Origin of the sequence: Paenalcaligenes sp. Me131 (genome assembly GCF_050487225.1) — a bacterium.
Taxonomy (GTDB): domain Bacteria; phylum Pseudomonadota; class Gammaproteobacteria; order Burkholderiales; family Burkholderiaceae_B; genus Paenalcaligenes.
Genome location: NZ_JBKQGY010000003.1, coordinates 280,788 through 301,975, shown reverse-complemented (window position 1 = coordinate 301,975; position 21,188 = coordinate 280,788). Strand labels below are relative to the sequence as shown.

22 protein-coding genes are annotated in these 21,188 nt (G+C 51.8%); 18 read left to right on the top strand and 4 right to left on the bottom strand.

Going from position 1 to position 21,188, the window contains the following annotated elements; all coding sequences use genetic code 11:
* Positions 1-2 precede the first annotated feature (2 nt).
* From ACLPHM_RS13080 to ACLPHM_RS13030, 11 genes are all read left to right on the top strand, one after another.
* Positions 3-2,054: a 3-hydroxyacyl-CoA dehydrogenase NAD-binding domain-containing protein gene (locus tag ACLPHM_RS13080; RefSeq protein ID WP_430221673.1), complete on the top strand. Its 2,052-nt coding sequence runs from the start codon at positions 3-5 to the stop codon at positions 2,052-2,054.
* A gap of 33 nt (positions 2,055-2,087) precedes the next feature.
* Positions 2,088-2,981 carry a PaaX family transcriptional regulator C-terminal domain-containing protein gene (locus ACLPHM_RS13075; protein WP_430221672.1) on the top strand — a complete coding sequence of 298 codons (894 nt, stop codon included), beginning with the start codon at positions 2,088-2,090 and terminating at the stop codon, positions 2,979-2,981.
* A 158-nt stretch (positions 2,982-3,139) separates the two neighbouring features.
* On the top strand, positions 3,140-4,345 hold the full coding sequence (gene pcaF, locus ACLPHM_RS13070) for a 3-oxoadipyl-CoA thiolase (protein ID WP_430221671.1): 1,206 nt from the start codon (positions 3,140-3,142) through the stop codon (positions 4,343-4,345).
* An 18-nt stretch (positions 4,346-4,363) separates the two neighbouring features.
* Positions 4,364-5,356 carry a 1,2-phenylacetyl-CoA epoxidase subunit PaaA gene (gene paaA, locus ACLPHM_RS13065; RefSeq protein ID WP_430221670.1) on the top strand — a complete coding sequence of 331 codons (993 nt, stop codon included), beginning with the start codon at positions 4,364-4,366 and terminating at the stop codon, positions 5,354-5,356.
* An 86-nt stretch (positions 5,357-5,442) separates the two neighbouring features.
* Positions 5,443-5,727 carry a 1,2-phenylacetyl-CoA epoxidase subunit PaaB gene (paaB, locus tag ACLPHM_RS13060; RefSeq protein WP_430221669.1) on the top strand — a complete coding sequence of 95 codons (285 nt, stop codon included), beginning with the start codon at positions 5,443-5,445 and terminating at the stop codon, positions 5,725-5,727.
* Positions 5,727-6,500: a 1,2-phenylacetyl-CoA epoxidase subunit PaaC gene (gene paaC, locus ACLPHM_RS13055; protein ID WP_430221668.1), complete on the top strand. Its 774-nt coding sequence runs from the start codon at positions 5,727-5,729 to the stop codon at positions 6,498-6,500. The genes paaB and paaC overlap by 1 nt, the downstream gene beginning before the upstream one ends.
* A 5-nt stretch (positions 6,501-6,505) precedes the next feature.
* Positions 6,506-7,021 carry a 1,2-phenylacetyl-CoA epoxidase subunit PaaD gene (gene paaD, locus ACLPHM_RS13050; protein WP_430221667.1) on the top strand — a complete coding sequence of 172 codons (516 nt, stop codon included), beginning with the start codon at positions 6,506-6,508 and terminating at the stop codon, positions 7,019-7,021.
* 21 nt (positions 7,022-7,042) lie between these two features.
* On the top strand, positions 7,043-8,119 hold the full coding sequence (gene paaE / locus ACLPHM_RS13045; RefSeq protein WP_430221666.1) for a 1,2-phenylacetyl-CoA epoxidase subunit PaaE: 1,077 nt from the start codon (positions 7,043-7,045) through the stop codon (positions 8,117-8,119).
* Positions 8,120-8,130: 11 nt separating this feature from the next.
* Complete coding sequence (locus ACLPHM_RS13040; protein WP_430221665.1) at positions 8,131-8,886, top strand: Phenylacetic acid catabolic protein; 756 nt, start codon at positions 8,131-8,133, stop codon at positions 8,884-8,886.
* A gap of 28 nt (positions 8,887-8,914) precedes the next feature.
* Entirely contained in the window at positions 8,915-10,963 is a 2,049-nt protein-coding gene (paaZ, locus tag ACLPHM_RS13035) for a phenylacetic acid degradation bifunctional protein PaaZ (protein WP_430221664.1), read from the top strand.
* Between the two features lie 4 nt (positions 10,964-10,967).
* Entirely contained in the window at positions 10,968-11,600 is a 633-nt protein-coding gene (locus tag ACLPHM_RS13030; RefSeq protein WP_430221663.1) for an acyltransferase, read from the top strand.
* A gap of 12 nt (positions 11,601-11,612) precedes the next feature.
* Here the strand turns inward: ACLPHM_RS13030 and ttcA are convergent, their stop codons facing one another.
* From ttcA to ACLPHM_RS13010, 4 genes are read right to left on the bottom strand one after another with little or no spacing between them, the layout of a single operon-like run.
* Positions 11,613-12,590 carry a tRNA 2-thiocytidine(32) synthetase TtcA gene (ttcA, locus tag ACLPHM_RS13025; RefSeq protein WP_430221662.1) on the bottom strand — a complete coding sequence of 326 codons (978 nt, stop codon included), beginning with the start codon at positions 12,588-12,590 and terminating at the stop codon, positions 11,613-11,615.
* Positions 12,587-12,988, bottom strand: coding sequence for a dihydroneopterin aldolase (locus ACLPHM_RS13020; RefSeq protein WP_430221661.1), 402 nt, complete (start codon positions 12,986-12,988; stop codon positions 12,587-12,589). Before ACLPHM_RS13020 ends, ttcA begins: the two co-directional genes overlap by 4 nt.
* A gap of 17 nt (positions 12,989-13,005) precedes the next feature.
* Positions 13,006-13,782 (bottom strand): SDR family oxidoreductase, encoded by a 777-nt coding sequence (locus tag ACLPHM_RS13015; RefSeq protein ID WP_430221660.1) that lies wholly within the window; start codon positions 13,780-13,782, stop codon positions 13,006-13,008.
* A gap of 1 nt (position 13,783) precedes the next feature.
* Positions 13,784-15,565, bottom strand: a complete 1,782-nt coding sequence (locus ACLPHM_RS13010) for a M61 family metallopeptidase (protein WP_430221659.1) — start codon at positions 15,563-15,565, stop codon at positions 13,784-13,786.
* Positions 15,566-15,598: 33 nt separating this feature from the next.
* Between ACLPHM_RS13010 and ACLPHM_RS13005 the strand changes: the two genes are divergently transcribed.
* From ACLPHM_RS13005 to atpA, 7 genes are all read left to right on the top strand, one after another.
* Entirely contained in the window at positions 15,599-16,378 is a 780-nt protein-coding gene (locus ACLPHM_RS13005; protein ID WP_430221658.1) for an enoyl-CoA hydratase, read from the top strand.
* 274 nt (positions 16,379-16,652) lie between these two features.
* On the top strand, positions 16,653-17,138 hold the full coding sequence (locus ACLPHM_RS13000) for an ATP synthase subunit I (RefSeq protein WP_430221657.1): 486 nt from the start codon (positions 16,653-16,655) through the stop codon (positions 17,136-17,138).
* A 50-nt stretch (positions 17,139-17,188) separates the two neighbouring features.
* On the top strand, positions 17,189-18,067 hold the full coding sequence (atpB, locus tag ACLPHM_RS12995; RefSeq protein ID WP_430221656.1) for a F0F1 ATP synthase subunit A: 879 nt from the start codon (positions 17,189-17,191) through the stop codon (positions 18,065-18,067).
* 113 nt (positions 18,068-18,180) lie between these two features.
* The gene (atpE, locus tag ACLPHM_RS12990; protein WP_077734422.1) at positions 18,181-18,423 is read left to right on the top strand and encodes a F0F1 ATP synthase subunit C; all 243 of its coding nucleotides are present in this window, start codon (positions 18,181-18,183) and stop codon (positions 18,421-18,423) included.
* 136 nt (positions 18,424-18,559) lie between these two features.
* A complete protein-coding gene (locus ACLPHM_RS12985; protein WP_135863682.1) occupies positions 18,560-19,030 on the top strand; it encodes a F0F1 ATP synthase subunit B in 471 nt (156 codons plus the stop codon).
* Positions 19,031-19,044: 14 nt separating this feature from the next.
* Entirely contained in the window at positions 19,045-19,584 is a 540-nt protein-coding gene (locus tag ACLPHM_RS12980; protein WP_430221655.1) for a F0F1 ATP synthase subunit delta, read from the top strand.
* A 36-nt stretch (positions 19,585-19,620) separates the two neighbouring features.
* A complete protein-coding gene (atpA, locus tag ACLPHM_RS12975) occupies positions 19,621-21,162 on the top strand; it encodes a F0F1 ATP synthase subunit alpha (protein ID WP_166406868.1) in 1,542 nt (513 codons plus the stop codon).
* The last annotated feature ends 26 nt before the right edge of the window (positions 21,163-21,188 follow it).

The following is a 21,188-nucleotide window of genomic DNA, read 5'->3' as shown; positions in this document are numbered from 1 at the left end:
CGATGAATATTTCTATTGAACGTAGTGGGGCTGTTGCGATTGTGCAGGTGGATAATCCACCGGTAAATGCACTGTCCAGAGATGTACGTAGTGGCTTGATTGCTGCCGTACAAACTTTGGATGCAGACCCCTCTGTGCAGGCGGTATTGCTCACTTGCGCAGGGCGTACCTTTATTGCTGGGGCAGATGTAAACGAGTTTGGTAAACCGCCTCAAGCCCCGCACTTGCCTGATGTGATTGCGGCCATTGAGCAAGCCACTAAACCGTGGCTAGCAGCGATTCATGGTAGCGCCTTAGGCGGTGGCTTAGAAGTAGCGTTGGCATGCAGATTCCGTGTGGCGTTGGCGAATGCGCAATTGGGTGTGCCTGAAGTGAATCTGGGTCTGGTACCTGGTGCCGGTGGTTGTGTACGTTTGCCTCGTTTGGTAGGCGCACGCAAGGCGGCCGAAATGGTGGTTAAAGGTGCTCCTATTAAAGCGCCTGCAGCATTGCAAGCAGGTTTGGTCGATGCGGTGTTTGAAAACGATCTACAGCAAAATGCGTTGACGTGGTTGGGTCAGGTATTGGCTCAACCCTTACCTGAGCCTGTGTTACAGCGCCCTGTTTCTGGCGTTGCATTATCGACTGACGAGTGGGAGCAAGTCGCTAAAGAGCTGCTGCCACGTGACAAACGTTTGCAAGCGCCAGCCATGGCGTTGGCGTGCGTGAAGCGTGCGTGTGAGGCACCGGTCGCCGAGGCACAAGCGTTTGAACGCGAAACCTTTTTGACCTTACGTGGTTCAGCACAAGCACGCGCTTTGCGTCATGTGTTCTTTGCCGAACGTGGTGCAACACGTCCACCTGAGATTAAAGGTGTAGAGGTTAAAGAAATACAGCTAGCTGGCGTGGTAGGTGGCGGCACAATGGGTGCAGGCATTGCCATGGCTTTGCGTGATGCGGGCATTAACGTGGTGTTGATGGAGCGTGATACGGAGTCGTTGCAACGTGGTTTGGACCGTATACGTTCCACCTATGAAAGCAGCGTGAAACGTGGCCGTATTAGTGCAGAAACCGCCGAGGCCCGTATAGCAGGTGTGCGCGGTGTAACGGATTACACCGGTTTGGCCGACGTGGATTTGGTCATCGAAGCGGTATTTGAAGATTTGCAGGTCAAGCGTGATGTGTTCGCCCAGTTGTCTGCGGTATGCCGTTTAGACGCCATCTTGGCCACTAACACTTCGTATCTGGATCCCGCTGCCATTGCAGACGGTGTAGTAGCGCCCGAGCGCTTCATTGGCTTGCACTTCTTTAGCCCAGCACAAATCATGAAGCTGCTGGAAATCGTGCCTACTGAGCAAACCTCTATGCAAACGCTGGCGACCAGTTTTGCGTTGGCGGCTAAGCTGCGCAAAATTCCGGTACGTGCTGGCATTTGTGATGGTTTTATTGGTAATCGTATTTTGCGTGTGCTGCGTGCACAGGCAGAGCGCTTGCTGTTGGCAGGGGCTACACCTAGCCAAGTAGACGCTGCAATGCGTGCTTACGGTATGCCTATGGGCCCATTTGAAGCCCAAGATTTGGGTGGTTTGGATATTGCGGCATTCCAGCGCAAAGCAGCGAAGGAACGTGGCGAGGCCGTCTTTGCACCGGTGGCAGAACAACTGTGCGAAATGGGTAGACTGGGTCAAAAAACCAATGGTGGCTGGTACGACTACGTACCCGGTGAGCGTAAGGCTATAGATTCACCAGTAGTGGCTGATGTGATTGCTAAGGTGTCTGCAGGTACTGCCAAACAAGCATGGACTGAGCAAGATATTGCAGATTGCTTGGTATTGCCGATGGTGAATGAAGCTGCCTTGATTTTGCAAGAAGGCATTGCACAGCGTTCTGCGGATGTGGATTTGGTAGAAATTCATGGCTATGGCTTCCCGCGCTGGCGCGGCGGCTTGCTGCAAGACGCTCAAGAGCGTGGTGTGGCCGAGGTAGTGCAACGTTTGCGTCATTTTGCAGCATTGGATATGACACCTGAACCTTGCCAAAAGCTGCTAGCGGTAGCAGAAACTGGTACATTTTGAGGGTTGTAGTCCACTTAATGTCTTTTGAAGCTTATGCCTCTCCTGTCTACCTCTACACAGAACACCAGCAGTAACGCGGGTCTGCAGTTAGTTGATACCTTGCTGCAGAGTTGTCAGCTTAAGGCAGCCGCCTTCATCGTCACCTTATATGGTGATGTGGTGGAGCCTCGGGGTGGTGTAGTGTGGATGGGAAATATCATCGAGTGTTGCGCAGCCGTAGGTATTAGTGAAAATCTGGTACGTACCGCTGTGTCACGCTTGATGGCGGCAGGGCAGTTGCAAGGTGAACGGGCAGGGCGTCGTAGCTTTTACCGTTTAACCAATGCGGCTCGTACAGAGTTCTCGTATGCCACAAAAGTGCTGTATGACTACCAAGCCACCCAACAGTGGCGCTTAGTCTATATAGAAGGCGATGATGCCGACGCCATCATGCGTACGCTGAAACGTTTGGGCTATGCCGCCGTCAGCCCGCGCTTAGCGATGGGGCCAGACGATGTGCCTTTACCCAAGCAAGTACTGGTGTGGCAGGCCGAGGTACTACAGGGGCGCGATAACATGCGCACCTTTGTGGCAGAGCATTGGGATCTACCGCGTTACGCCGAAGCGTACCAAGGTTTTATCTCGCATTTTCAACCGGTGGAAGCGTTGCTGTCGCAGTTAGAGCCAGCCACTGCGCTGACGTTACGGTTGTTGATGGTGCATGAGTTTAGGCATGTGGCCTTACGTGCGCCGCATCTGCCAGTAGAAGCCTTACCGGAAAATTGGGAAGGCCATGCGGCGCGTCAGTTGTTTGCGCGCTTATATTTGGCACTATCGAAAATGGCTGACGCTAAAGTGGTGGCAGACTTTGTCAGTATTGATGGTGAACTGCCAGCGAAGAGTCAGCAAATCAGCCAACGCCTAGAGCGTTTGGCGACAGTGTTGTAGTACGTAGCAAAAAAAATTTAGCCTGAAACATTACAGATTAAGAGAAAACCCTCATTGATCTGTAATGTATTAAATGGCTAAATACTCATATGTTTATATATAACCGTCCGGTCGGTCATTGAATTAGCCGGGGCGGATCCAACAGGAGAAACAGACCTATGTCCGAGGCTTTTATCTGTGACGCTGTACGTACACCCATAGGCAGATATGGTGGCGCTTTGTCGTCAGTACGAGCAGATGATTTGGCGGCAATGCCGTTGGCTGCGTTGATGCAGCGTAATCCTAATGCGGACTGGTCGCTGGTGGACGATCTGATTTTTGGCTGTGCGAACCAAGCGGGTGAAGACAACCGCAACGTGGCGCGTATGGCTGTACTGCTGTCTGGTATGCCCGTGAATGTACCGGCCACTACCATTAATAGACTGTGTGGTTCGGGTTTGGATGCCGTCGGTATGGCAGCCCGTTCTATTAAAGCAGGCGATTGCGATTTCATCGTGGCAGGCGGTGTGGAAAGCATGAGCCGTGCGCCTTTTGTGATGCCCAAAGCAACCAGCGCGTTTTCACGCAGCAATGCGGTGTACGACACCACCATTGGCTGGCGCTTTGTGAACCCCAAATTGGCTGCGGCCTTTGGTGTAGATACGATGCCGCAAACGGCGGACAACGTAGCGGCAGATTTCAATATCAGCCGTGAAGACCAAGACTTGTTTGCAGCGCGCAGCCAAGCACGGTGGGCCGCGGCGCAAGCAGCTGGTGTGTTTAACGACGAACTGATGTCCGTTAGCATCCCTCAGCGTAAAGGCGACCCCATCGTCGTGACAGAAGACGAGCACCCACGTCCTGGTACTGGCGTTGAGCAATTAGCCAAATTGAAAGGCGTAAACGGTGCTGACCTGAGCGTGACAGCCGGTAATGCATCGGGCGTGAACGATGGCGCATGTGCGCTGGTAGTGGCTTCCGAAGCCATGGCTGCACAACAAGGTTTCAAACCGTTGGCTCGCGTCGTAGCTATGGCTGCTGCAGGTGTAGAGCCGCGCGTTATGGGTATTGGCCCAGTAGAAGCCACACGCCGTGTACTGAAACGTGCCGGTTTGCGCTTGGAAGACATGGACCTAATCGAATTGAATGAGGCGTTTGCTGCCCAAGCCCTGGCCGTCACACGCCAACTGGGGCTGGCAGATGATGCGCCACATGTGAATCCCAACGGGGGCGCTATTGCTATAGGTCACCCACTGGGTATGAGTGGTGCTCGTCTGGCAGCGACGGCAGCGTATCAGCTGCATCGCCAAGGCGGCCGCTATGCGCTGTGCACGATGTGCATTGGCGTAGGGCAAGGTATCGCACTGATTATTGAACGAGTATAGAACGCAAGGTGACATCCTATGTATGCACAGGTAATTAATACGGGCAGTGATCGCGTACGCCGCATTGATGAAATGTCGGCAGAAGAACAGGCCTTCATGGAGCGTATAGAACGCGGCGAGAAAATTGAACCCAAAGAGTGGATGCCAGAAGGCTACCGCAAGACCCTGATTCGTCAGATTGGTCAGCACGCGCACTCTGAGGTAGTAGGTCAGTTGCCAGAAGGTAACTGGATTACGCGCGCTCCTACGCTAGAACGCAAAGCAATTTTGTTGGCGAAGGTACAAGATGAGGCCGGTCACGGTTTGTACTTGTACTGTGCGGCCGAAACGTTGGGTGTGAGCCGTGATGAGCTGATGGAATTGCTGAACTCCGGCAAGATGAAGTATTCCTCCATCTTTAACTACCCAACGTTGAACTGGGCAGATATTGGCGCAGTGGGTTGGTTGGTGGATGGTGCTGCCATCATGAACCAAGTGCCACTGCAACGTACCTCGTACGGCCCTTACAGCCGCGCCATGATCCGTATCTGTAAGGAAGAGAGCTTCCACCAACGCCAAGGCTACGACATCATGATGAAGATGTGTTCGGGTAGCCCTGAGCAAAAAGCCATGGCTCAAGATGCGCTGAACCGTTTCTGGTATCCCGCCTTGATGATGTTTGGCCCTTCCGACAAAGACTCCGTGCACTCGGCACAGTCCATGGCATGGAAAATCAAAATCAACACGAACGACGAGCTGCGTCAGAAGTTTGTGGACCAAACCGTGCCACAAGCTAAGTACCTGGGTTTGACCGTGCCAGACGAAAACCTAGTGTGGAACGAAGAGCGTGGTGCACACGATTTCTCTGAACCCGACTGGAACGAATTCTTTGATGTGATTGCGGGCAATGGCCCTTGCAACAAAGAGCGTTTGGGCGCACGAGTTAAAGCGTGGGATGACGGTGCCTGGTTCCGTGAAGGGTTGGCTGTAAACGCCCAGAAAAAACAAAGCAAACAGCGCAAGCAAGCGTAAACACTCTACACGCCGATGGTGACTTTCCCATCGGCACGTACATCTACAACTGTAGCAATAACAAGCGAGATAAGGAGGACTACACCATGTCTCAAGAATGGCCTCTGTGGGAAATTTTTATCCGTGGTCAACACGGTTTGAATCATAGACACGTAGGTAGCTTGCATGCACCTGACGCGGAAATGGCAATTAATAATGCACGTGATGTGTACACCCGTCGTAACGAAGGGGTGAGCATCTGGGCAGTGAAATCTGAAGATGTAGTGGCGAGTGCGCCTTCTAAGCGTGGTCCGTTGTTCGAGCCAGCTAACTCCAAAGTGTACCGTCACCCTACATTTTTCAAGATTCCTGACGAAGTGGGGCACATGTAATGACGACTACCCAGTTAGACACAACGACGGCTTTGCAGCAGCTGTTGCTGCGCATGGGTGATGGCACTTTGATTCTGGGGCATAGGATTTCAGAATGGTGTGGCCATTCACCTATCTTGGAAGAAGATATCGCCATGGCTAACGTGGCACTGGACTTGATTGGCCAGACGCAGTTCTGGTTGGGCTTGGCCGCTGAGTTGCAAGGCGACGGTAAAACGGCAGATCACCTCGCGTATCTGCGCGATGCTATAGATTTCCGCAATGTGTTGTTAGTAGAGCAGCCTAATGGCGACTACGCACACACCTTGATGCGTCAGTTCTTGTTTGATGCTTGGCACTTGTTGCAGTTGCAAGCACTAGAGCAATCGTCCGATAGCCGAGTGGCGGACATCGCCGCCAAAGCACTGAAAGAAGTGAGCTACCACCTAGAGCGCAGTAGCGATTTGTTGGTACGTTTGGGCGATGGCACAGACGAAAGCAACCGACGCATGCAAGAAGCCTTAGACAACTTGTGGGCCTATACCGGTGAGCTGTTTATGGGTGACGAGCACGATGCTGTATTGGCAGAGGCTGGTATTGCACCACACCCTGAAAGTCTGCGTGACGCGTGGTTGGCTTGTGTGCAAGAAGTGATGGCACACGCTACCTTGAAACTGCCTGAGAACCCCTTTATGCACAAGGGTGGCAAGCAAGGCCGTCACACTGAGCACTTGGGTTATATCCTTGCGCAAATGCAATTCTTGCAGCGCGCCTACCCCGGCTGTACGTGGTAAGCATCATGAACACGCTATCTCGTCCCGAACTGGATCAGGTATGGCAATGGCTAGACGCCGTGCCTGATCCTGAAATTCCAGTGATCTCATTAGTGGACCTCGGCATTATCCGTGAGGTGTATTACGAGGAAGACACGCTGGTTGTGGTGGTTACACCTACCTACTCCGGCTGTCCTGCCACAACGGTGATCAACGAGGATATAGAGGCAGCCCTGCGTGCGCAGGGCATAGAACATATACGTCTGGAGCGCCAGCTTTCGCCACCGTGGAGTACTGACTGGATGAGCGAGCGCGGTAAAGAGCGCCTGCGGGGTTACGGCATAGCGCCGCCGGTAGAGCAAAGCACCGATGGCAAGCCTGCCCGCATTTGGTTGCGTGCTGAGGGTGCGCCTACTGTGCCCTGTCCTCGTTGTCAGTCCACACGTACAGAACGGGTTAGTCAATTTGGCTCTACACCCTGTAAGGCTAATTATCGCTGCCAGGATTGTCTGGAACCGTTTGATTATTTCAAATGTATTTAAGCCTAGCCATTGGAGGAAATCATGGCACGCTTTCACCCCCTGCAAGTTGTTGATGTGCGTCGCGAAACACGCGATGCCGTAGTTGTTACGTTAAAGCCGAGTCCCGAAGACGACGCATTGTTTACGTTTATTCCCGGTCAGTACCTCACTTTCCGTCGTGAGTTTGAGGGCGATGAATTGCGCCGTTCCTACTCTATTTGCTCCGGTCTGGAAGAGGGTGTGTTGCGCGTTGGGATTAAACGTGTGGATGGTGGTGCTTTTTCTTCGTGGGCGAACGAAGAGTTAGCCAAAGGTGCGGTGCTGGAAGCGATGCCTCCAATGGGCAATTTCCATATTCCTATGGAGCCAGACAGCAGCCGTCATTACCTGGGTTTTGCGGGTGGTAGTGGGATTACGCCATTGCTATCCATTATCAAAAGCACCTTGTCACGTGAGCCACAAGCCACGTTCACGCTGGTGTACGCCAACCGTCAGATCAGTTCCATGATGTTCCGCGAAGAGTTGGAAGATCTGAAAAACCAGTACATGGAACGCCTATCTATCATTCATATCTTTGATAGAGAAGGCCAAGAAATTGAGTTGTTCACAGGTCGTATTGATCGTGAAAAATGCGATGGTTTGTTTGGTGGCTGGATCAATCTGCCATCCGTTCATACAGCCTTCATTTGTGGCCCAGAGCCCATGATGCTGACTATCGCCGATGCCTTAAAAGATCATGGTTTGGCTAAAGAGCGCATCAAGTTTGAGCTGTTTGCTTCGGCGCAGCCCGGCCGTGCGCGTAAGCAAACCACCAGTTCTGAGGCAGGTAGCGCAGCGAGAACGTGTGCTGCAACCGTGACCTTGGATGGCGTGGCCCGCAGTTTTGACTTCCCCAAAGAGGGTCAGAGCTTGCTGGATGCCGCCTTGGCAAACGACTTGGATGCCCCATATGCCTGTAAAGCTGGCGTGTGCTCTACCTGCAAGGCCAAAGTGCTAGAAGGTGAAGTGGAAATGGCCGTCAACCATGCGTTGGAAGATTACGAAGTTGAGCAGGGTTATGTGCTGAGTTGCCAGTGCTACCCCTTGAGTGACAAGGTGGTAGTGAGTTTTGATGAGTAAGGGGAGTCGCTATGTCCGATACCATGAAAATTGAAGAGTACCTAGAACAAGGCGGTGTGCTGAGCTCACCCGAAAATGCGCCAGCCCGTTACCGTGGCGAATTGATGCGCATGATGTCATCGTTTGTGGACAGCGAATTGGCCGCATCGGCGGGTTTTGCCTCATCCATTAACTACGCACCAAATATTAAAGCTCGCATTGCGGCGAGTCGCATTACGCTTGAAAAAGCCGATCACGCTCAACGTGTGCTGGAAATCATGGGTAGCTTTGGTACCGACGTAGAGCGTTATGAGCAGCACGATTGGGCAGCACGTTTGCCTCGTGATAGTGCGTTGCCTACGGCTAGACAAGGGTCGGACATGCGCTTGTCGGTGTTTTACTTCCCCCTCATTAACTGGACTGATGCCGTGGTGATGAACGTATTGCAAGGTTTGGCTGCTGAAGTGCAGCTAGAAAGCCTAAGCAAGGTGTCATATGGTCCATTGGCTGAAGTGTTTAGAGACATTGCTCCCCGTGAGCAGCGTCACGCCGAACTGGGGCAAGAGGGCTTGGCTGTGCTGGTAAAAGCAGGCCAAGACACCCAACAAATTAAAGAGAGCTTGGCGTACTGGCGACCACGCGTGGCAGCAGGGTTTGGTCAACAAGACTCAGCCCGCTACCCCATGCTCTGTCGTCTGGGCTTACGCCATGACAGCAATAGTGATCAGTTACAGCGTTGGGAGAAGCGCGTGGACGATCATTTGCAGGCCCTTGGACTGACGGCCTGATCAAACTCTATAAAGTAAGGAAAGTTTCATGACCATTTCATCGTCAACGCCTACGCGCCTAGAAAGCTATGTCTGCGGTAGTTGGACCGCAGGCACAGGAAAAGGGCAGACGTTGTTGGATGCGGTTACAGGCGAGGCGGTAGCTGTAGTGGATTCCACCGGTTTGGATTTTGCCGCCATACGTGAGTATGGCCGCCAAACAGGTGGCAAAGCATTGCGTGCCATGACCTTTCATGAGCGTGCAGGCATGCTCAAAGCATTGGGCTTGGCATTGTTAGAGTGCAAAGACGAGCTGTACGCGTTATCTACCCGCACCGGTGCAACACGCCGTGATAGCTGGATTGATATTGAGGGCGGTATTGGAACACTGCTGACCTATTCCTCTAAGGGCAGACGCGAACTGCCTAATACCTCGGTATTGTTGGATGGCGGCATAGAGCGCTTATCCAAAGATAACAGTTTTAGCGCCCAGCACATTTTGACACCGCTGCAAGGCGTGGCTATTCACATTAATGCGTTCAACTTCCCCTGCTGGGGCATGTTGGAAAAACTGGCCCCTACCTGGTTGGCCGGTATGCCTGCCATTGTGAAACCTGCCAGCCAAACTTCGTACCTGACCGAATTGATGGTGCGTCGTATGTTGGATACCGGTGTACTGCCTGAAGGGGCATTGCAGTTGGTATGTGGTTCAGTTGGTGACTTGTTGAGCCATGTAGATGGTCAAGATGTAGTGACTTTTACCGGTTCTGCTTCTACAGGTCGTATGCTACGTAGCAGCCGTGCCATTGTCGAAAATTCCGTACGCTTCACCATGGAAGCCGATAGTCTGAACGCCACTGTGTTAGGCACAGACGTCACACCAGAAAGCCCAGAGTTCACGTTATTTGTGCGTGAAGTCGTGAATGAAATGACGGTGAAAGCAGGTCAGAAATGTACCGCTATACGTCGTGTCATGGTGCCTCGTGCCTTGGTACCTGCGGTGCAAACGGCGCTGTCGGAAGCATTGGGTAAAGTCGTAGTGGGTGATCCTGCTGCTGAAAGCACCAAAATGGGGCCATTGGCTAGCCAAGATCAGCGCAAAGAAGTGCAAGAGCGTGTGCAAGAGTTACTGACAGAAACCCAAGTGTGGTTTGGTCAGCCTGAGCAAAGCGACGCTGGCGCATCGGGTGCATTCTATAACCCGGTATTGCTGTATTGCGATCAGCCTATGAGCGCTAAAAAAGTACACGATGTAGAGGCATTTGGCCCCGTTAGCACGGTGATGCCTTACGACTCTTTGGATGAAGCTGTAGCGTTGGTACGTAAAGGGCAGGGTAGTCTGGTGACGTCCGTGTTCAGCTACGATCCAAGCGTTGTGCAACATGTAGTGCTGGGCATGGCGGCATTCAATGGTCGTATTTTGGTCTCTAACCGCGATAGCGCGAAAAGCTCCACAGGGCACGGTTCACCCGTTCCCGGCGTTGTGCACGGTGGGCCAGGTAGAGCCGGTGGTGGTGAAGAGCTAGGCGGCTTGCGTAGCGTATTCCATTACATGCAGCGTACAGGTGTGCAAGGTCCACCCACCATGTTGTCCGCCGTGACTGGCCGTTGGGTAGCCGGCGCACCTGCACAAACAGAAGGGCCGCACCCTTTCCGTAAATCGTTGGCAGAGCTAAAAATCGGCGATCAGCTGATTACTGCCAAACGTACGGTGAGCTTGGATGATATTGAGCACTTTGCGCATTTCACAGGCGATACCTTCTACGCTCACATGGACGAAGAAGCTGCTAAAGCTAACCCCTTCTTTGATGGTCGTGTTGCGCACGGTTATCTGGTGGTGTCGTTTGCGGCTGGCTTGTTTGTGGAATCGGCACCCGGCCCAGTGTTGGCCAACTACGGTGTGGATAACCTGCGTTTCTTAACACCGGTATACGCTGGCGACACCTTGGGTGTGCAGCTTACATGTAAAGAAATTAATCCACGTAGCAGTGCTGAGCATGGTGAAGTACGTTGGGATTGCGAGGTCACCAATCAAAATGGTGATGTAGTCGCGCTATACGATGTGCTGACCATGGTAGCCAAAAGCTGGGAGAACTAACCTAATGGCTCAAATCTTCTCTTTCGATGGTGTGATCCCCGTTGTAGACCCTTCCGCGTATGTGCACCCGTCGGCAACGCTAATCGGTGATGTCATTATCGGGCCTGCCTGCTATGTGGGGCCGGGCGCGGTATTGCGCGGCGATTTTGGTCGCATACAACTGATGACAGGGGCAAACATCCAAGATAATTGTGTAGCACACAGTTTTCCGGATGCTGACGCCATCGTAGAAGAAGATGGGCACATAGGTCATGGCGCGATTTTGCATGGTTGCCGAGTAGGCAAAAATGCCATGGTAGGGATGAATGCCGTCATCATGGATCGCGCCGTGATTGGTGAGGACTCTATTGTGGGGGCAATGGCTTTTGTTAAAGCCTCTATGGAGATCCCACCGGGGCAGTTAGTGATGGGGGCACCAGCACGCGTTGTGCGCCCGCTTAAGCCTGAAGAAATTGCGTGGAAAAGTGAAGGTACAGCGTTGTACCAGCGCTTGGCATTGGAAGCGGGTCAGACCATGCGTCAAGAAGATGCGCCGTTGGCTGCACCCGAACCGGACAGGCGTAGGGTGCAAGGCCCTGAGTATGATCCGTTGTTGATCACACGTTTAAAACGGGCTGCTGGGATAGAACCCAGCTAACCCTCACCCGACTTATTTGTCTAAACGGGCCACCACAGCAGGACGCTTGGTGGCTTCGTCGTCTTCGTCTTGCCCAAACGCATGGGTAAGAGGCTGATTGAAGTCCTCAGCGTCAAAGGCCATATCGCCCTCAGCATCAGGTTGATTGCTGATGGTTAAGCCTTCAAAGTCGAACAGTTCTTTGTCCATCAAGTGGGATGGCACTACTTTGTTCAGTGCACCAAACATGTTCCATGTACGGCCAGGGAATTTCTTATCCCACTCGGCAATCATACGGTTGGCTTCTTGGCGCTTCAGGTTGACCTGAGAGCCACACAAGTTACAGGGGATGATGGGGAATTCACGTACCTGAGCGTATTCAATAATGTCTTTTTCGGCCACGTACGCCAAGGGGCGGATCACAATGTGTTTGCCGTTATCAGACATCAGTTTGGGTGGCATGGCTTTAAGGCGACCACCGTAAAACAGGTTCAACATGAATGTCGCCAGAATGTCGTCACGGTGGTGGCCCAAGGCAACCTTAGTCGCACCCAGCTCTTCGGCTACACGGTACAAAATACCGCGACGTAGACGAGAACACAGCGAGCAGGTGGTTTTACCTTCGGGGATCACACGTTTCACAATGGAGTACGTGTCTTGCGTTTCGATGTGGTAATCCACACCAATGCTTTCCAAATACTCAGGCAATACGTGCTCAGGAAAACCGGGTTGTTTCTGATCCAGGTTCACTGCCACGATATCAAAGTGAATGGGCGCACGGGCTTTAAGCTTAATCAACAAGTCCAGCAGGGTGTAGGAATCCTTACCACCCGACAAACAGACCATGATTTTGTCGCCGTCTTCAATCATGTTGAAGTCGCCAATCGCACGTCCGGCTTCACGCAGCAGGCGTTTTTCCAGTTGTAGGAAGTTGTGACGTTGTTTTTTTTCTTCGCGGGTCAGGGCAGACGTTTCTTCGCTGACGGCGGCTTCAGAGGAGTGGAGGGTCATGGTGTAACGGTACGGCTTTGTTCAAGTTCAATGCCAACGGCATCGCAATCGGTGAATGCCTGAGGTTTGCTGATGCGCAAGCGTAGGCGCATAAGGTCTGGGAAGTCAGTAAATAGCCGGCGGGCTACTTGTTCAACCAGAGTTTCGAGCAAGTTTACGTGTGCTTGTGTGCACTCTTCAATGATGGCGTTACGCAATTGGCGGTAATCCAACACCGTAGCAATATTGTGATCATCCACCACGTGGTGCGTGAGCACATCGAACTCGGCATCAATATTGATGGGCTGTGTAGCACGTAGCTCATGCTCCAGTATGCCGATGCGGGCACCCAATTCTAGATTGGTAAAGAAAACGCGGCGAACGGAGGGTGGCGGAGGTATGGCCGAAGCGAGTGTCATAACAAAAAGAAGAGTATTTAGAGCAAACTAAAATCGCGTTGTAGGCCCATGAGGTGTTGACCACCATCTACAACGAGAGACGAGCCGGTGATGCTGGTGTTTTCTGCCAGCATTAAGGCGGCGTTGGCGATGTCATCTGGCGTGCTGGCGCGACCCAAAGGAGCTAGAGCATGCGTACGGGCGAAATCGTCTTCGCTTTGCATGTGGCTAGGCATGGTCAGGCCAGGGGCTAATCCTACCACGCGAACAAAGGGAGCTAAGCCTTGTGCCAGCATGGTGGTGGCAGATTGCAACGCTGCTTTGCACAGCGTGTAGGAGAAAAAGTCGGGGTTGTAGCCCCACAGCTTTTGATCCAGTAAGTTGATCACCACACCCTGACGCGCAGGGTGGTGGGGTTGTATATGTTGGTGTAACTGCTGCGCCAACTCTATAGGGGCTACTAAGTTAGGCCCCAAATGTTGGTTTAACAGTGCCGCTGAAAATTCGCTGGCATTGTCATATTCGAACAGCGAGGCATTGTTGATCACTGCATCAACACGGCCTAAAGCTTCAACGCTGCGGGCGAAAATGTCTTTTGGGGCGTGGGCGTCTGAGAGGTCACCTTGTATCAACGCGCACCGTTGCCCCAGAGCTTCTATTTCTGCTTTGCTTGCTAAGGCCTGTTCATGTGAACGATGGTAATGCAGGGCGATATCCCAGCCTTGGCTGGCAAAGCGCAGCGCCATGGCTTTGCCTAAGCGCTGGGCTCCGCCCGTAATCAGTACACATTTACCAGCAGATGAAGCGTGTGTCATGTCAGGAAGTAAGACGTTTAAGCGAGCAAGTCTGTTGTGGGGCCGGGCCTAGTTTGGCGCGGAAGCTGCGTAATTCATCGCGGCGGAATACGTGCAGTTCTACTTTGTCTCCGGCCTGATAGGCAGCAAGTAGTTTGTTTAGTGATGCTTGATCACTGACACGTAAGCCATCCAAAGCCACGATTATATCGTTTGCAGACATTCCTGCGTGGTGTGCCGCACCATCTTCATATGCGGTAGCCACTTGCAGCCCCTGTGGGCTGTTTTTAAGCCGTACGCCTAATGAGGGTAGGGTGCTATCAGCTTGCCACGATAGCGTAATGCCTTGAGCCTCTAGTAGTGCTTGCAATGGCACATCTTCACGCCCATGGGCATAACGCTGTATGAAATCACGCACGTCTACACCAGTGGCTTCTTGTATGAGAGCGGGCATGGCCTCTTCGGGGATGCCTACACCTTGTCCCTGATAGAAGTCACGGCCATAACGTTGCCACATTAAACGTATGACGTCGTCTAGGCTGCGTTCGTCATTGGTGCTTTGGCGCAGTAGCAAGTCTAGGCCCAGTGCCACTAATGCGCCTTTGCTGTAATAGCTCACCAGCGCGTTGGGCGAGTTTTCATCTTGCTTGTAGAAGCGTGTCCACGTATCAAAAGAGCTTTCTGCTACAGATTGTTTGAAACGACCACCAGTGCGGTGCACCACATCAATATTTTTGGCCAACAGGCTGAGGTATTGCTCTTCATTGACGACATTTGCGCGCAGTAGCATCAAATCATCGTAGTACGAGGTAAAGCCCTCAAACACCCACAGCAGTTCGGTGTAGTTGGGTTGCAGATATTGATAAGGGGCAAACGCGGCGGGTTTAATGCGTTTCACATTCCACGTATGGAAGTACTCATGGCTGACCAAACCTAAAAAGGTTTGATAGCCGGCTGTTTTAGGCTGGTCGCGTTGGCTAAGCGTGGGTAAGTCACTACGTGACGCCATCAGCGCCGTAGAGCTGCGGTGTTCCAAGCCGCCATAGTCGTCACCCGTCACCATGGTCATGAAAACATAGCGGTCTGAACTATCTAGGAAAGGAACGCGGTTATCTTCAGGCTCAAATAGACTGATTTGGGCTTCACAAATGGCTTTGGCATCGGCGGCAATACGCTCCAAATCCAGATTAGGAATAACGCCTGTAAACACCATTTCGTGCAGTGCACCATGGGCATGAAAACTGATATGCTGTGGTGTACCTATCTCGACGGGATGATCCAGCAGAGCATCGTAGTCAGGGGCCATGTACACGCCGAACTCATGGTGTTTAGCTGCGCCTTTGATGCGTTTTGGAGCCAGCGGCAAACTGGTATAAACACGCCAGTCTTTTTGTTTTTTGGGTGCTTGTAAATCGACGAAGCAGGGTTGATCCTCTTGGCCGTGTACGCCTAAAAATACGCTGGTGCCATTAAAGAATGCATGGCTTTCATCGACGTGAGCACTACGTACAGAAAGGTCCCACGCGTAAATGGTGTATTCGATATGCAAAGGGCCTTTGGTTGGCGCGCAGCGCCAGCGGTGGCTATCTAATTTGTGTACGGCTATAGGTTTTTTGTCGGCCGTGGCGCTTAAGCTCTCGATTTGGCGGGCAAAGTCCCGAATCAGGTAGCTACCAGGAATCCACGCGGGCAAAAATAGTACTTGTCCCTCGGGATCAGGTTTGGGAATATGCAGGGATACCTGTATACGGTGTCCGGCAAGATCAGGAAAACAAACGCGATACAGTATATTTTTGGCAGTCATCTTTTACTTTCAAGAATGCTTAACGGAGGCAATGTGAGCGAAACATCTTTAATTCTGATCGAAACCCGCGGACGCGTGGGTGTCGTACAGATCAATAGGCCTAAGGCACTGAATGCATTAAATAATGAATTGATTGGCGAGTTAGCGCAAGCCATGCGATCGCTGGATGCGAATCCAGATATTGGTGTGATCGTGTTGGCAGGCAGCCCTAAAGCCTTTGCTGCAGGGGTGGATATTGCAGGGATGAAAGACTGGTTCTTTCACGATGTGTACAGCGCTGACTTCTTGGGTGGTGACTGGGAAGACTTGCGCCGTATACGTAAACCCGTGATTGCTGCCGTATCCGGTTATGCCTTAGGTGGTGGTTGTGAGCTGGCCTTGCAGTGCGACATGATTATTGCTGGTGATAATGCCCAGTTTGGTCAACCCGAAATCAAAATTGGTGTGATCCCCGGTTACGGCGGCACACAACGTTTGCCACGCGCTATTGGTAAAGCCAAAGCCATGGACATGATCCTCACCGCACGCATGATGAAAGCCGACGAAGCCGAGGCATCAGGCTTGGTGTCGCGCGTCGTGCCTGCTGATGCGCTCATGGACGAAGTTATGAAAGTGGCGGAAACCATAGCTAGCATGCCACTGCAGTGTTTGATTATGGCTAAAGAAAACGTCAACCGTGCCTATGAGAGCCCCTTGGCAGAAGGGCTACTCTTTGAGCGTCGAAGTTTCCAGACTTTGTTTGGTACACACGACCAAAAAGAAGGCATGAACGCATTTGTGGAAAAACGACCACCAAAATTCCAACACCGCTAATAGTGTCTTTGCTATTCAGCAAGCTATACGGGGCGCGGCTTTGCGCCCCGTTACCATATATCGTCGCCGTATTATGACTAAAAGAAGGTAACGATTTGTGGCGTGAATGCCTTTGTTAATTTGCGTGAAGCAAAAAAAAGACGCTATACTTTACGGGTTTGGCACCAAGCAACTTAGAGATGAATTGCCATATTTACGCGATTTTTCGCAGGTAAAGTGTTGTCTTGCAAGGAAATCGACCCCATGCAAGATATTCAATCAGGAAGGCTAAGTTATGCAGCGGGCCAACAACACCGATAGCAGTCAGTTACAGGCTGTCGGGCCAGAAACCAACGAAGTACAAGATCACAACAAGCTGGTTCTGACACCAGAACAACGTAGCCGATTGGCAAAGCGTTCTGGAGCAGGGATAGTTCGAGTGCTCATGGCTCAGGCAGTCATGGCAATAGTTGTAATTTTGATTTCGTGGATGGTCGCAGGAGGCAATGCAGCACTCTCAGCTTTGCTAGGGGCAGCAGCCTACTTGATACCGAATGCACTTTTTGCCATGCGGCTATTGCTGAATTTATTCAGCGGTAAGGCAGCAACAGTACAAGCCTTCTTTGTGGGCGAACTGTTCAAGCTTGGTTCTGCGTTAGGTATTTTGGCGCTAGTGGTCTGGTCTGATACAGGTTGGCTGGTATGGCCGGCATTATTGTTCGGGCTATTGGGTGTATTAAAGGGATATGTGCTGCTGCTTGTCGCAGGCAAGTTGCCATAAACGATTAACGGGTCTCGTACCCATAATGTATACGTCACAGGGTAATTCAGATGGCTGCTAGTGGTATTTCGCCTCAGTCTGACTACATTCAGCACCACCTTGTTCACATGAACAGCGTGGGTGAAAAGCAGAGTGTTATAGCCGATTTCAGCATCATCAACTATGACTCGATCTTCTGGTCGTTGTTCATGGGTTTGCTGGTCGTGTTTTTCTTGTACCGCGCAGCGCGCTCTGCCACAGCAGGCGTACCAGGTCGTTTCCAAACTGCCGCTGAAATGCTGGTTGACTGGGTTGCCGATCAGGCTAAATCCATCGTTCACAATGAAGAATCCCGCCGTTTTGTGGCACCAATGGCACTGACAGTGTTCTTGTGGATCATTCTGATGAACGTACTGGACTTGATCCCCGTTGACTTCCTTGGCTGGGTTTTCATCCAGACAGGTCTAGCAAGTGAGCACGGCGATCCTCTGTACTACCACCGTATTTTGCCAACCGCTGACTTGAACATCCCTATGGGTATGTCTCTTGGCGTGTTGCTGATGACACTGTACTACAGCGTCAAAATGCATAAGCCTACTGGCTTTGTGAAATCATTATTTACAGCCCCCTTTACCTTCGGTGGTATTGCTGGTGTGCTGCTGGCTCCGTTCAACTTCTTGCTGAACCTTATCGAGTACGGGGCCAAAACGGTTTCTCTCGGTATGCGACTGTTCGGTAACATGTTCGCGGGTGAGCTGGTTTTCATGTTGATCGCGTTGTTAGGCGGGGCATGGACAGGGTTTAATGGCTCAAGCATTGGCTTGGGTGTGGGTCACGTATTGGCCGGTTCTATATGGGCTATCTTCCATATTCTGATCGTGCTGCTGCAGGCGTTTATTTTCATGATGCTGACACTCGTTTATGTGGGTCAGGCTCACGAAGGCCATTAAACATATTCCGGGTTTGGCGCGGTGTCTGACCCGGGGCTGATCAGTTTTTCTGCTACGCCGTTCCGTTTTTTATTTGTTTTTTTGAACACAAGATTTTTAACCAAGGAGTTGTCATGACCAACGTTGCTTTTGTTGCACTGGCTTGCGGTATTATCGTCGGTCTGGGTGCATTTGGTGCCAGTATCGGTATTGCCCTGATGGGTGGTAAATACTTGGAAGCTTCTGCTCGTCAACCAGAGCTGATGAACGCTTTGCAAACCAAAATGTTCCTGTTGGCTGGTCTGATCGATGCGGCCTTCCTGATTGGCGTTGGTATTGCCATGTTGTTTGCGTTTGCTAACCCATTCGTTGGTTAATAGCGGCGCGTCCGCTGGCCCTACGGCGGACAGGCAGTTGAGGTTGGCGGTGCTGTACATTGCGCCGCTCTCGACTTGAACATAGGGTGTCGGTACATTTTTAGCCCGGCACAAGAGGTATTTAAGGGATACGACCGTGAATTTAAACGCGACTCTCTTTTTCCAGATGATCGTGTTTTTCGTCTTGGCTTGGTTTACGATGAAATTCGTATGGCCACCACTGACGAGAGCAATCGATGATCGTCGCCAAAAGATTGCCGATGGTCTAGCTGCTGCCGATAAAGGCAAAGCTGATCTGGCACAAGCCCAGGCACGTATCAGTCTGATGGAAGCATCCGCGAAGTCCGATAACCATGCACGTTTGGCTGAAGCTGAAAAGCAAGCTGCTGCACTTATCGAACAAGCACGCGCTGAAGCTGAACATGAGAAAGCCCGTATCATCGCCCAGGCTCACCTGGACGCGGTACAGGAAGTGCAGCGTTTGCGTGATCAACTGCGTGGCGATGTGGCCAAATTGGCCGTAATTGGTGCCGAGCAGATTCTGCGACGCGAAGTTGATTCTTCTGTGCATGCCGAGCTGTTGAATCAGCTTGAAGCAGAACTTTAATCTGAAGGTAGGCCATGGCTGAACTATCGACTATTGCCAGACCTTACGCTGAGGCGCTGTTCGAGGCTGTACGCCAAGAACAGGGTGCACTTGAGCAATGGGCGGCCCTCTTGTCCGAAATGGCTCAGGTGGCTGATCTTCCCGACGTTCGTGAAGCACTGGCTACGCCCACGCTGAACAATACGCAGCGTTTTGAGATTTTTTCAGGTCTGCTGAAAACCCCACTGAATGACAAGGCAAGCAATCTGCTGAATTTGCTGATTGCTAACGGACGCCTGCTGCTGTTGCCGCAGGTGGCTGAACAGTTTGACCTTCTGAGACATAAACAAGAAGGTAGTGCTGTAGCTCACATCAGCAGTGCGTTCCCCTTGCAAGGTGATGAGCTGAACAAGCTTGTTGCCGCACTTGAAAAAAAATTCGGTTTGAAGCTAGAGCCTGAAGTAACCGTTGATGCTGATTTGATCGGCGGCGTTCGCGTAGTGGTAGGCGATCAGGTACTTGATACTTCCGTGCAGGCCCGTCTGGCCCGCATGCGCGACACATTGGCAGCTTGATGGCAGGCCAGAATACAGGATTCCAGGAGTCTGAACATGCAACTTAATCCGTCTGAGATCAGCGAACTGCTCAAGAGCCGAATTGAAGGCCTTGGCGCGTCTGCAGACATTCGCACGCAGGGCACGGTAGTTTCCGTGACTGACGGTATTACACGTATCCACGGCTTGTCCGATGTGATGCAAGGGGAAATGCTAGAGTTCCCTAACAACGTATACGGCTTGGCGCTGAACTTGGAGCGTGACTCCGTTGGTGCCGTTATTCTGGGTGAGTACACAGGCGTGTCGGAAGGCGACCCTGTTAAAGCCACAGGTCGTATTCTTGAGGTTCCTGTGGGTCCTGAACTGCGCGGTCGCGTAGTAGACACACTGGGTAACCCAATTGATGGCAAAGGCCCAATCAATGCTAAAGCTACGGACGTAATCGAAAAGGTTGCTCCTGGCGTGATTGCTCGTCAATCCGTTGATCAGCCTCTGCAAACTGGTATTAAAGCGATTGACTCCATGGTGCCAATTGGCCGTGGTCAGCGTGAATTGATTATTGGTGACCGTCAGACTGGTAAAACAGCTGTGGCAGTTGACACCATCATCAACCAGAAAGGCAAAAACGTTACGTGTGTATACGTAGCTGTTGGTCAGAAAGCTTCTACCATCAACAACGTAGTACGCAAATTGGAAGAGCACGGTGCTCTGGAATACACAATCGTGGTTGCAGCGTCGGCTTCCGAGTCCGCAGCGATGCAATACTTGGCTCCTTACGCCGGTTGCACGATGGGTGAATACTTCCGTGACCGTGGTGAAGATGCTCTGATCGTTTACGATGACTTGACCAAACAAGCGTGGGCGTACCGTCAGGTTTCCCTGTTGTTGCGTCGTCCTCCAGGTCGTGAAGCTTACCCAGGTGACGTGTTCTACCTGCACTCACGTTTGCTGGAGCGTGCTGCTCGTGTAAACGCTGAGTACGTAGAGCGTCTGACTAACGGTGAAGTAAAAGGCAAAACAGGTTCTTTGACTGCGCTGCCAATTATTGAAACCCAAGCTGGTGACGTTTCCGCTTTCGTTCCAACCAACGTAATTTCTATTACTGACGGTCAGATCTTCTTGGAAACAGACTTGTTCCACTCCGGTGTACGTCCTGCGATTAACGCTGGTATTTCCGTATCCCGCGTGGGTGGTGCAGCTCAGACCAAAGTGATCAAGAAAATGTCCGGTGGTATTCGTACTAACCTGGCTCAGTACCGTGAATTGGCTGCGTTTGCGCAGTTCTCTTCTGATCTGGATGAAGCTACACGTCGTCAGTTAGAGCGTGGCCGTCGTGCTGTTGAGTTGTTGAAACAGCCTCAGTACGTAACATTGGAAGTGTGGGAAATGGCTGTTAGCTTGTTCTCCATTAACAATGGCTACTTGGATGACCTCGAAGTTGCGCAGATTCTGCCATTCGAAAAAGCTTTGAAAGATTCGCTGCGTAACAAGCATGCTGATCTGGTGAACCGTATCCAAGATACGGCCAACCTGAGCAAAGAAGATGAAGCTGAATTGGCTGCTGCTATTCAGGACTTCAAAAAGCACGGCTCTTTCTAAGTCTGGAGCTAAGGCAGGGGCAGGCT

What these genes read in the sequence shown, in the direction of transcription:
- pcaF (WP_430221671.1), top strand. Translation starts at nt 3,140, where the DNA reads ATGTCCGAGGCTTTTATCTGTGACGCTGTACGTACACCCATAGGCAGA.
- paaE (WP_430221666.1), top strand. Translation starts at nt 7,043, where the DNA reads ATGGCACGCTTTCACCCCCTGCAAGTTGTTGATGTGCGTCGCGAAACA.
- paaB (WP_430221669.1), top strand. Translation starts at nt 5,443, where the DNA reads ATGTCTCAAGAATGGCCTCTGTGGGAAATTTTTATCCGTGGTCAACAC.
- atpE (WP_077734422.1), top strand. Translation starts at nt 18,181, where the DNA reads ATGACCAACGTTGCTTTTGTTGCACTGGCTTGCGGTATTATCGTCGGT.
- paaZ (WP_430221664.1), top strand. Translation starts at nt 8,915, where the DNA reads ATGACCATTTCATCGTCAACGCCTACGCGCCTAGAAAGCTATGTCTGC.
- ACLPHM_RS13015 (WP_430221660.1), bottom strand. Translation starts at nt 13,782, where the DNA reads ATGACACACGCTTCATCTGCTGGTAAATGTGTACTGATTACGGGCGGA.
- ACLPHM_RS13000 (WP_430221657.1), top strand. Translation starts at nt 16,653, where the DNA reads ATGCAGCGGGCCAACAACACCGATAGCAGTCAGTTACAGGCTGTCGGG.
- ACLPHM_RS13075 (WP_430221672.1), top strand. Translation starts at nt 2,088, where the DNA reads ATGCCTCTCCTGTCTACCTCTACACAGAACACCAGCAGTAACGCGGGT.
- ACLPHM_RS13010 (WP_430221659.1), bottom strand. Translation starts at nt 15,565, where the DNA reads ATGACTGCCAAAAATATACTGTATCGCGTTTGTTTTCCTGATCTTGCC.
- atpA (WP_166406868.1), top strand. Translation starts at nt 19,621, where the DNA reads ATGCAACTTAATCCGTCTGAGATCAGCGAACTGCTCAAGAGCCGAATT.
- paaD (WP_430221667.1), top strand. Translation starts at nt 6,506, where the DNA reads ATGAACACGCTATCTCGTCCCGAACTGGATCAGGTATGGCAATGGCTA.
- ACLPHM_RS13030 (WP_430221663.1), top strand. Translation starts at nt 10,968, where the DNA reads ATGGCTCAAATCTTCTCTTTCGATGGTGTGATCCCCGTTGTAGACCCT.
- ACLPHM_RS13020 (WP_430221661.1), bottom strand. Translation starts at nt 12,988, where the DNA reads ATGACACTCGCTTCGGCCATACCTCCGCCACCCTCCGTTCGCCGCGTT.
- ACLPHM_RS13080 (WP_430221673.1), top strand. Translation starts at nt 3, where the DNA reads ATGAATATTTCTATTGAACGTAGTGGGGCTGTTGCGATTGTGCAGGTG.
- paaA (WP_430221670.1), top strand. Translation starts at nt 4,364, where the DNA reads ATGTATGCACAGGTAATTAATACGGGCAGTGATCGCGTACGCCGCATT.
- ttcA (WP_430221662.1), bottom strand. Translation starts at nt 12,590, where the DNA reads ATGACCCTCCACTCCTCTGAAGCCGCCGTCAGCGAAGAAACGTCTGCC.
- ACLPHM_RS12980 (WP_430221655.1), top strand. Translation starts at nt 19,045, where the DNA reads ATGGCTGAACTATCGACTATTGCCAGACCTTACGCTGAGGCGCTGTTC.
- atpB (WP_430221656.1), top strand. Translation starts at nt 17,189, where the DNA reads ATGGCTGCTAGTGGTATTTCGCCTCAGTCTGACTACATTCAGCACCAC.
- ACLPHM_RS13040 (WP_430221665.1), top strand. Translation starts at nt 8,131, where the DNA reads ATGTCCGATACCATGAAAATTGAAGAGTACCTAGAACAAGGCGGTGTG.
- paaC (WP_430221668.1), top strand. Translation starts at nt 5,727, where the DNA reads ATGACGACTACCCAGTTAGACACAACGACGGCTTTGCAGCAGCTGTTG.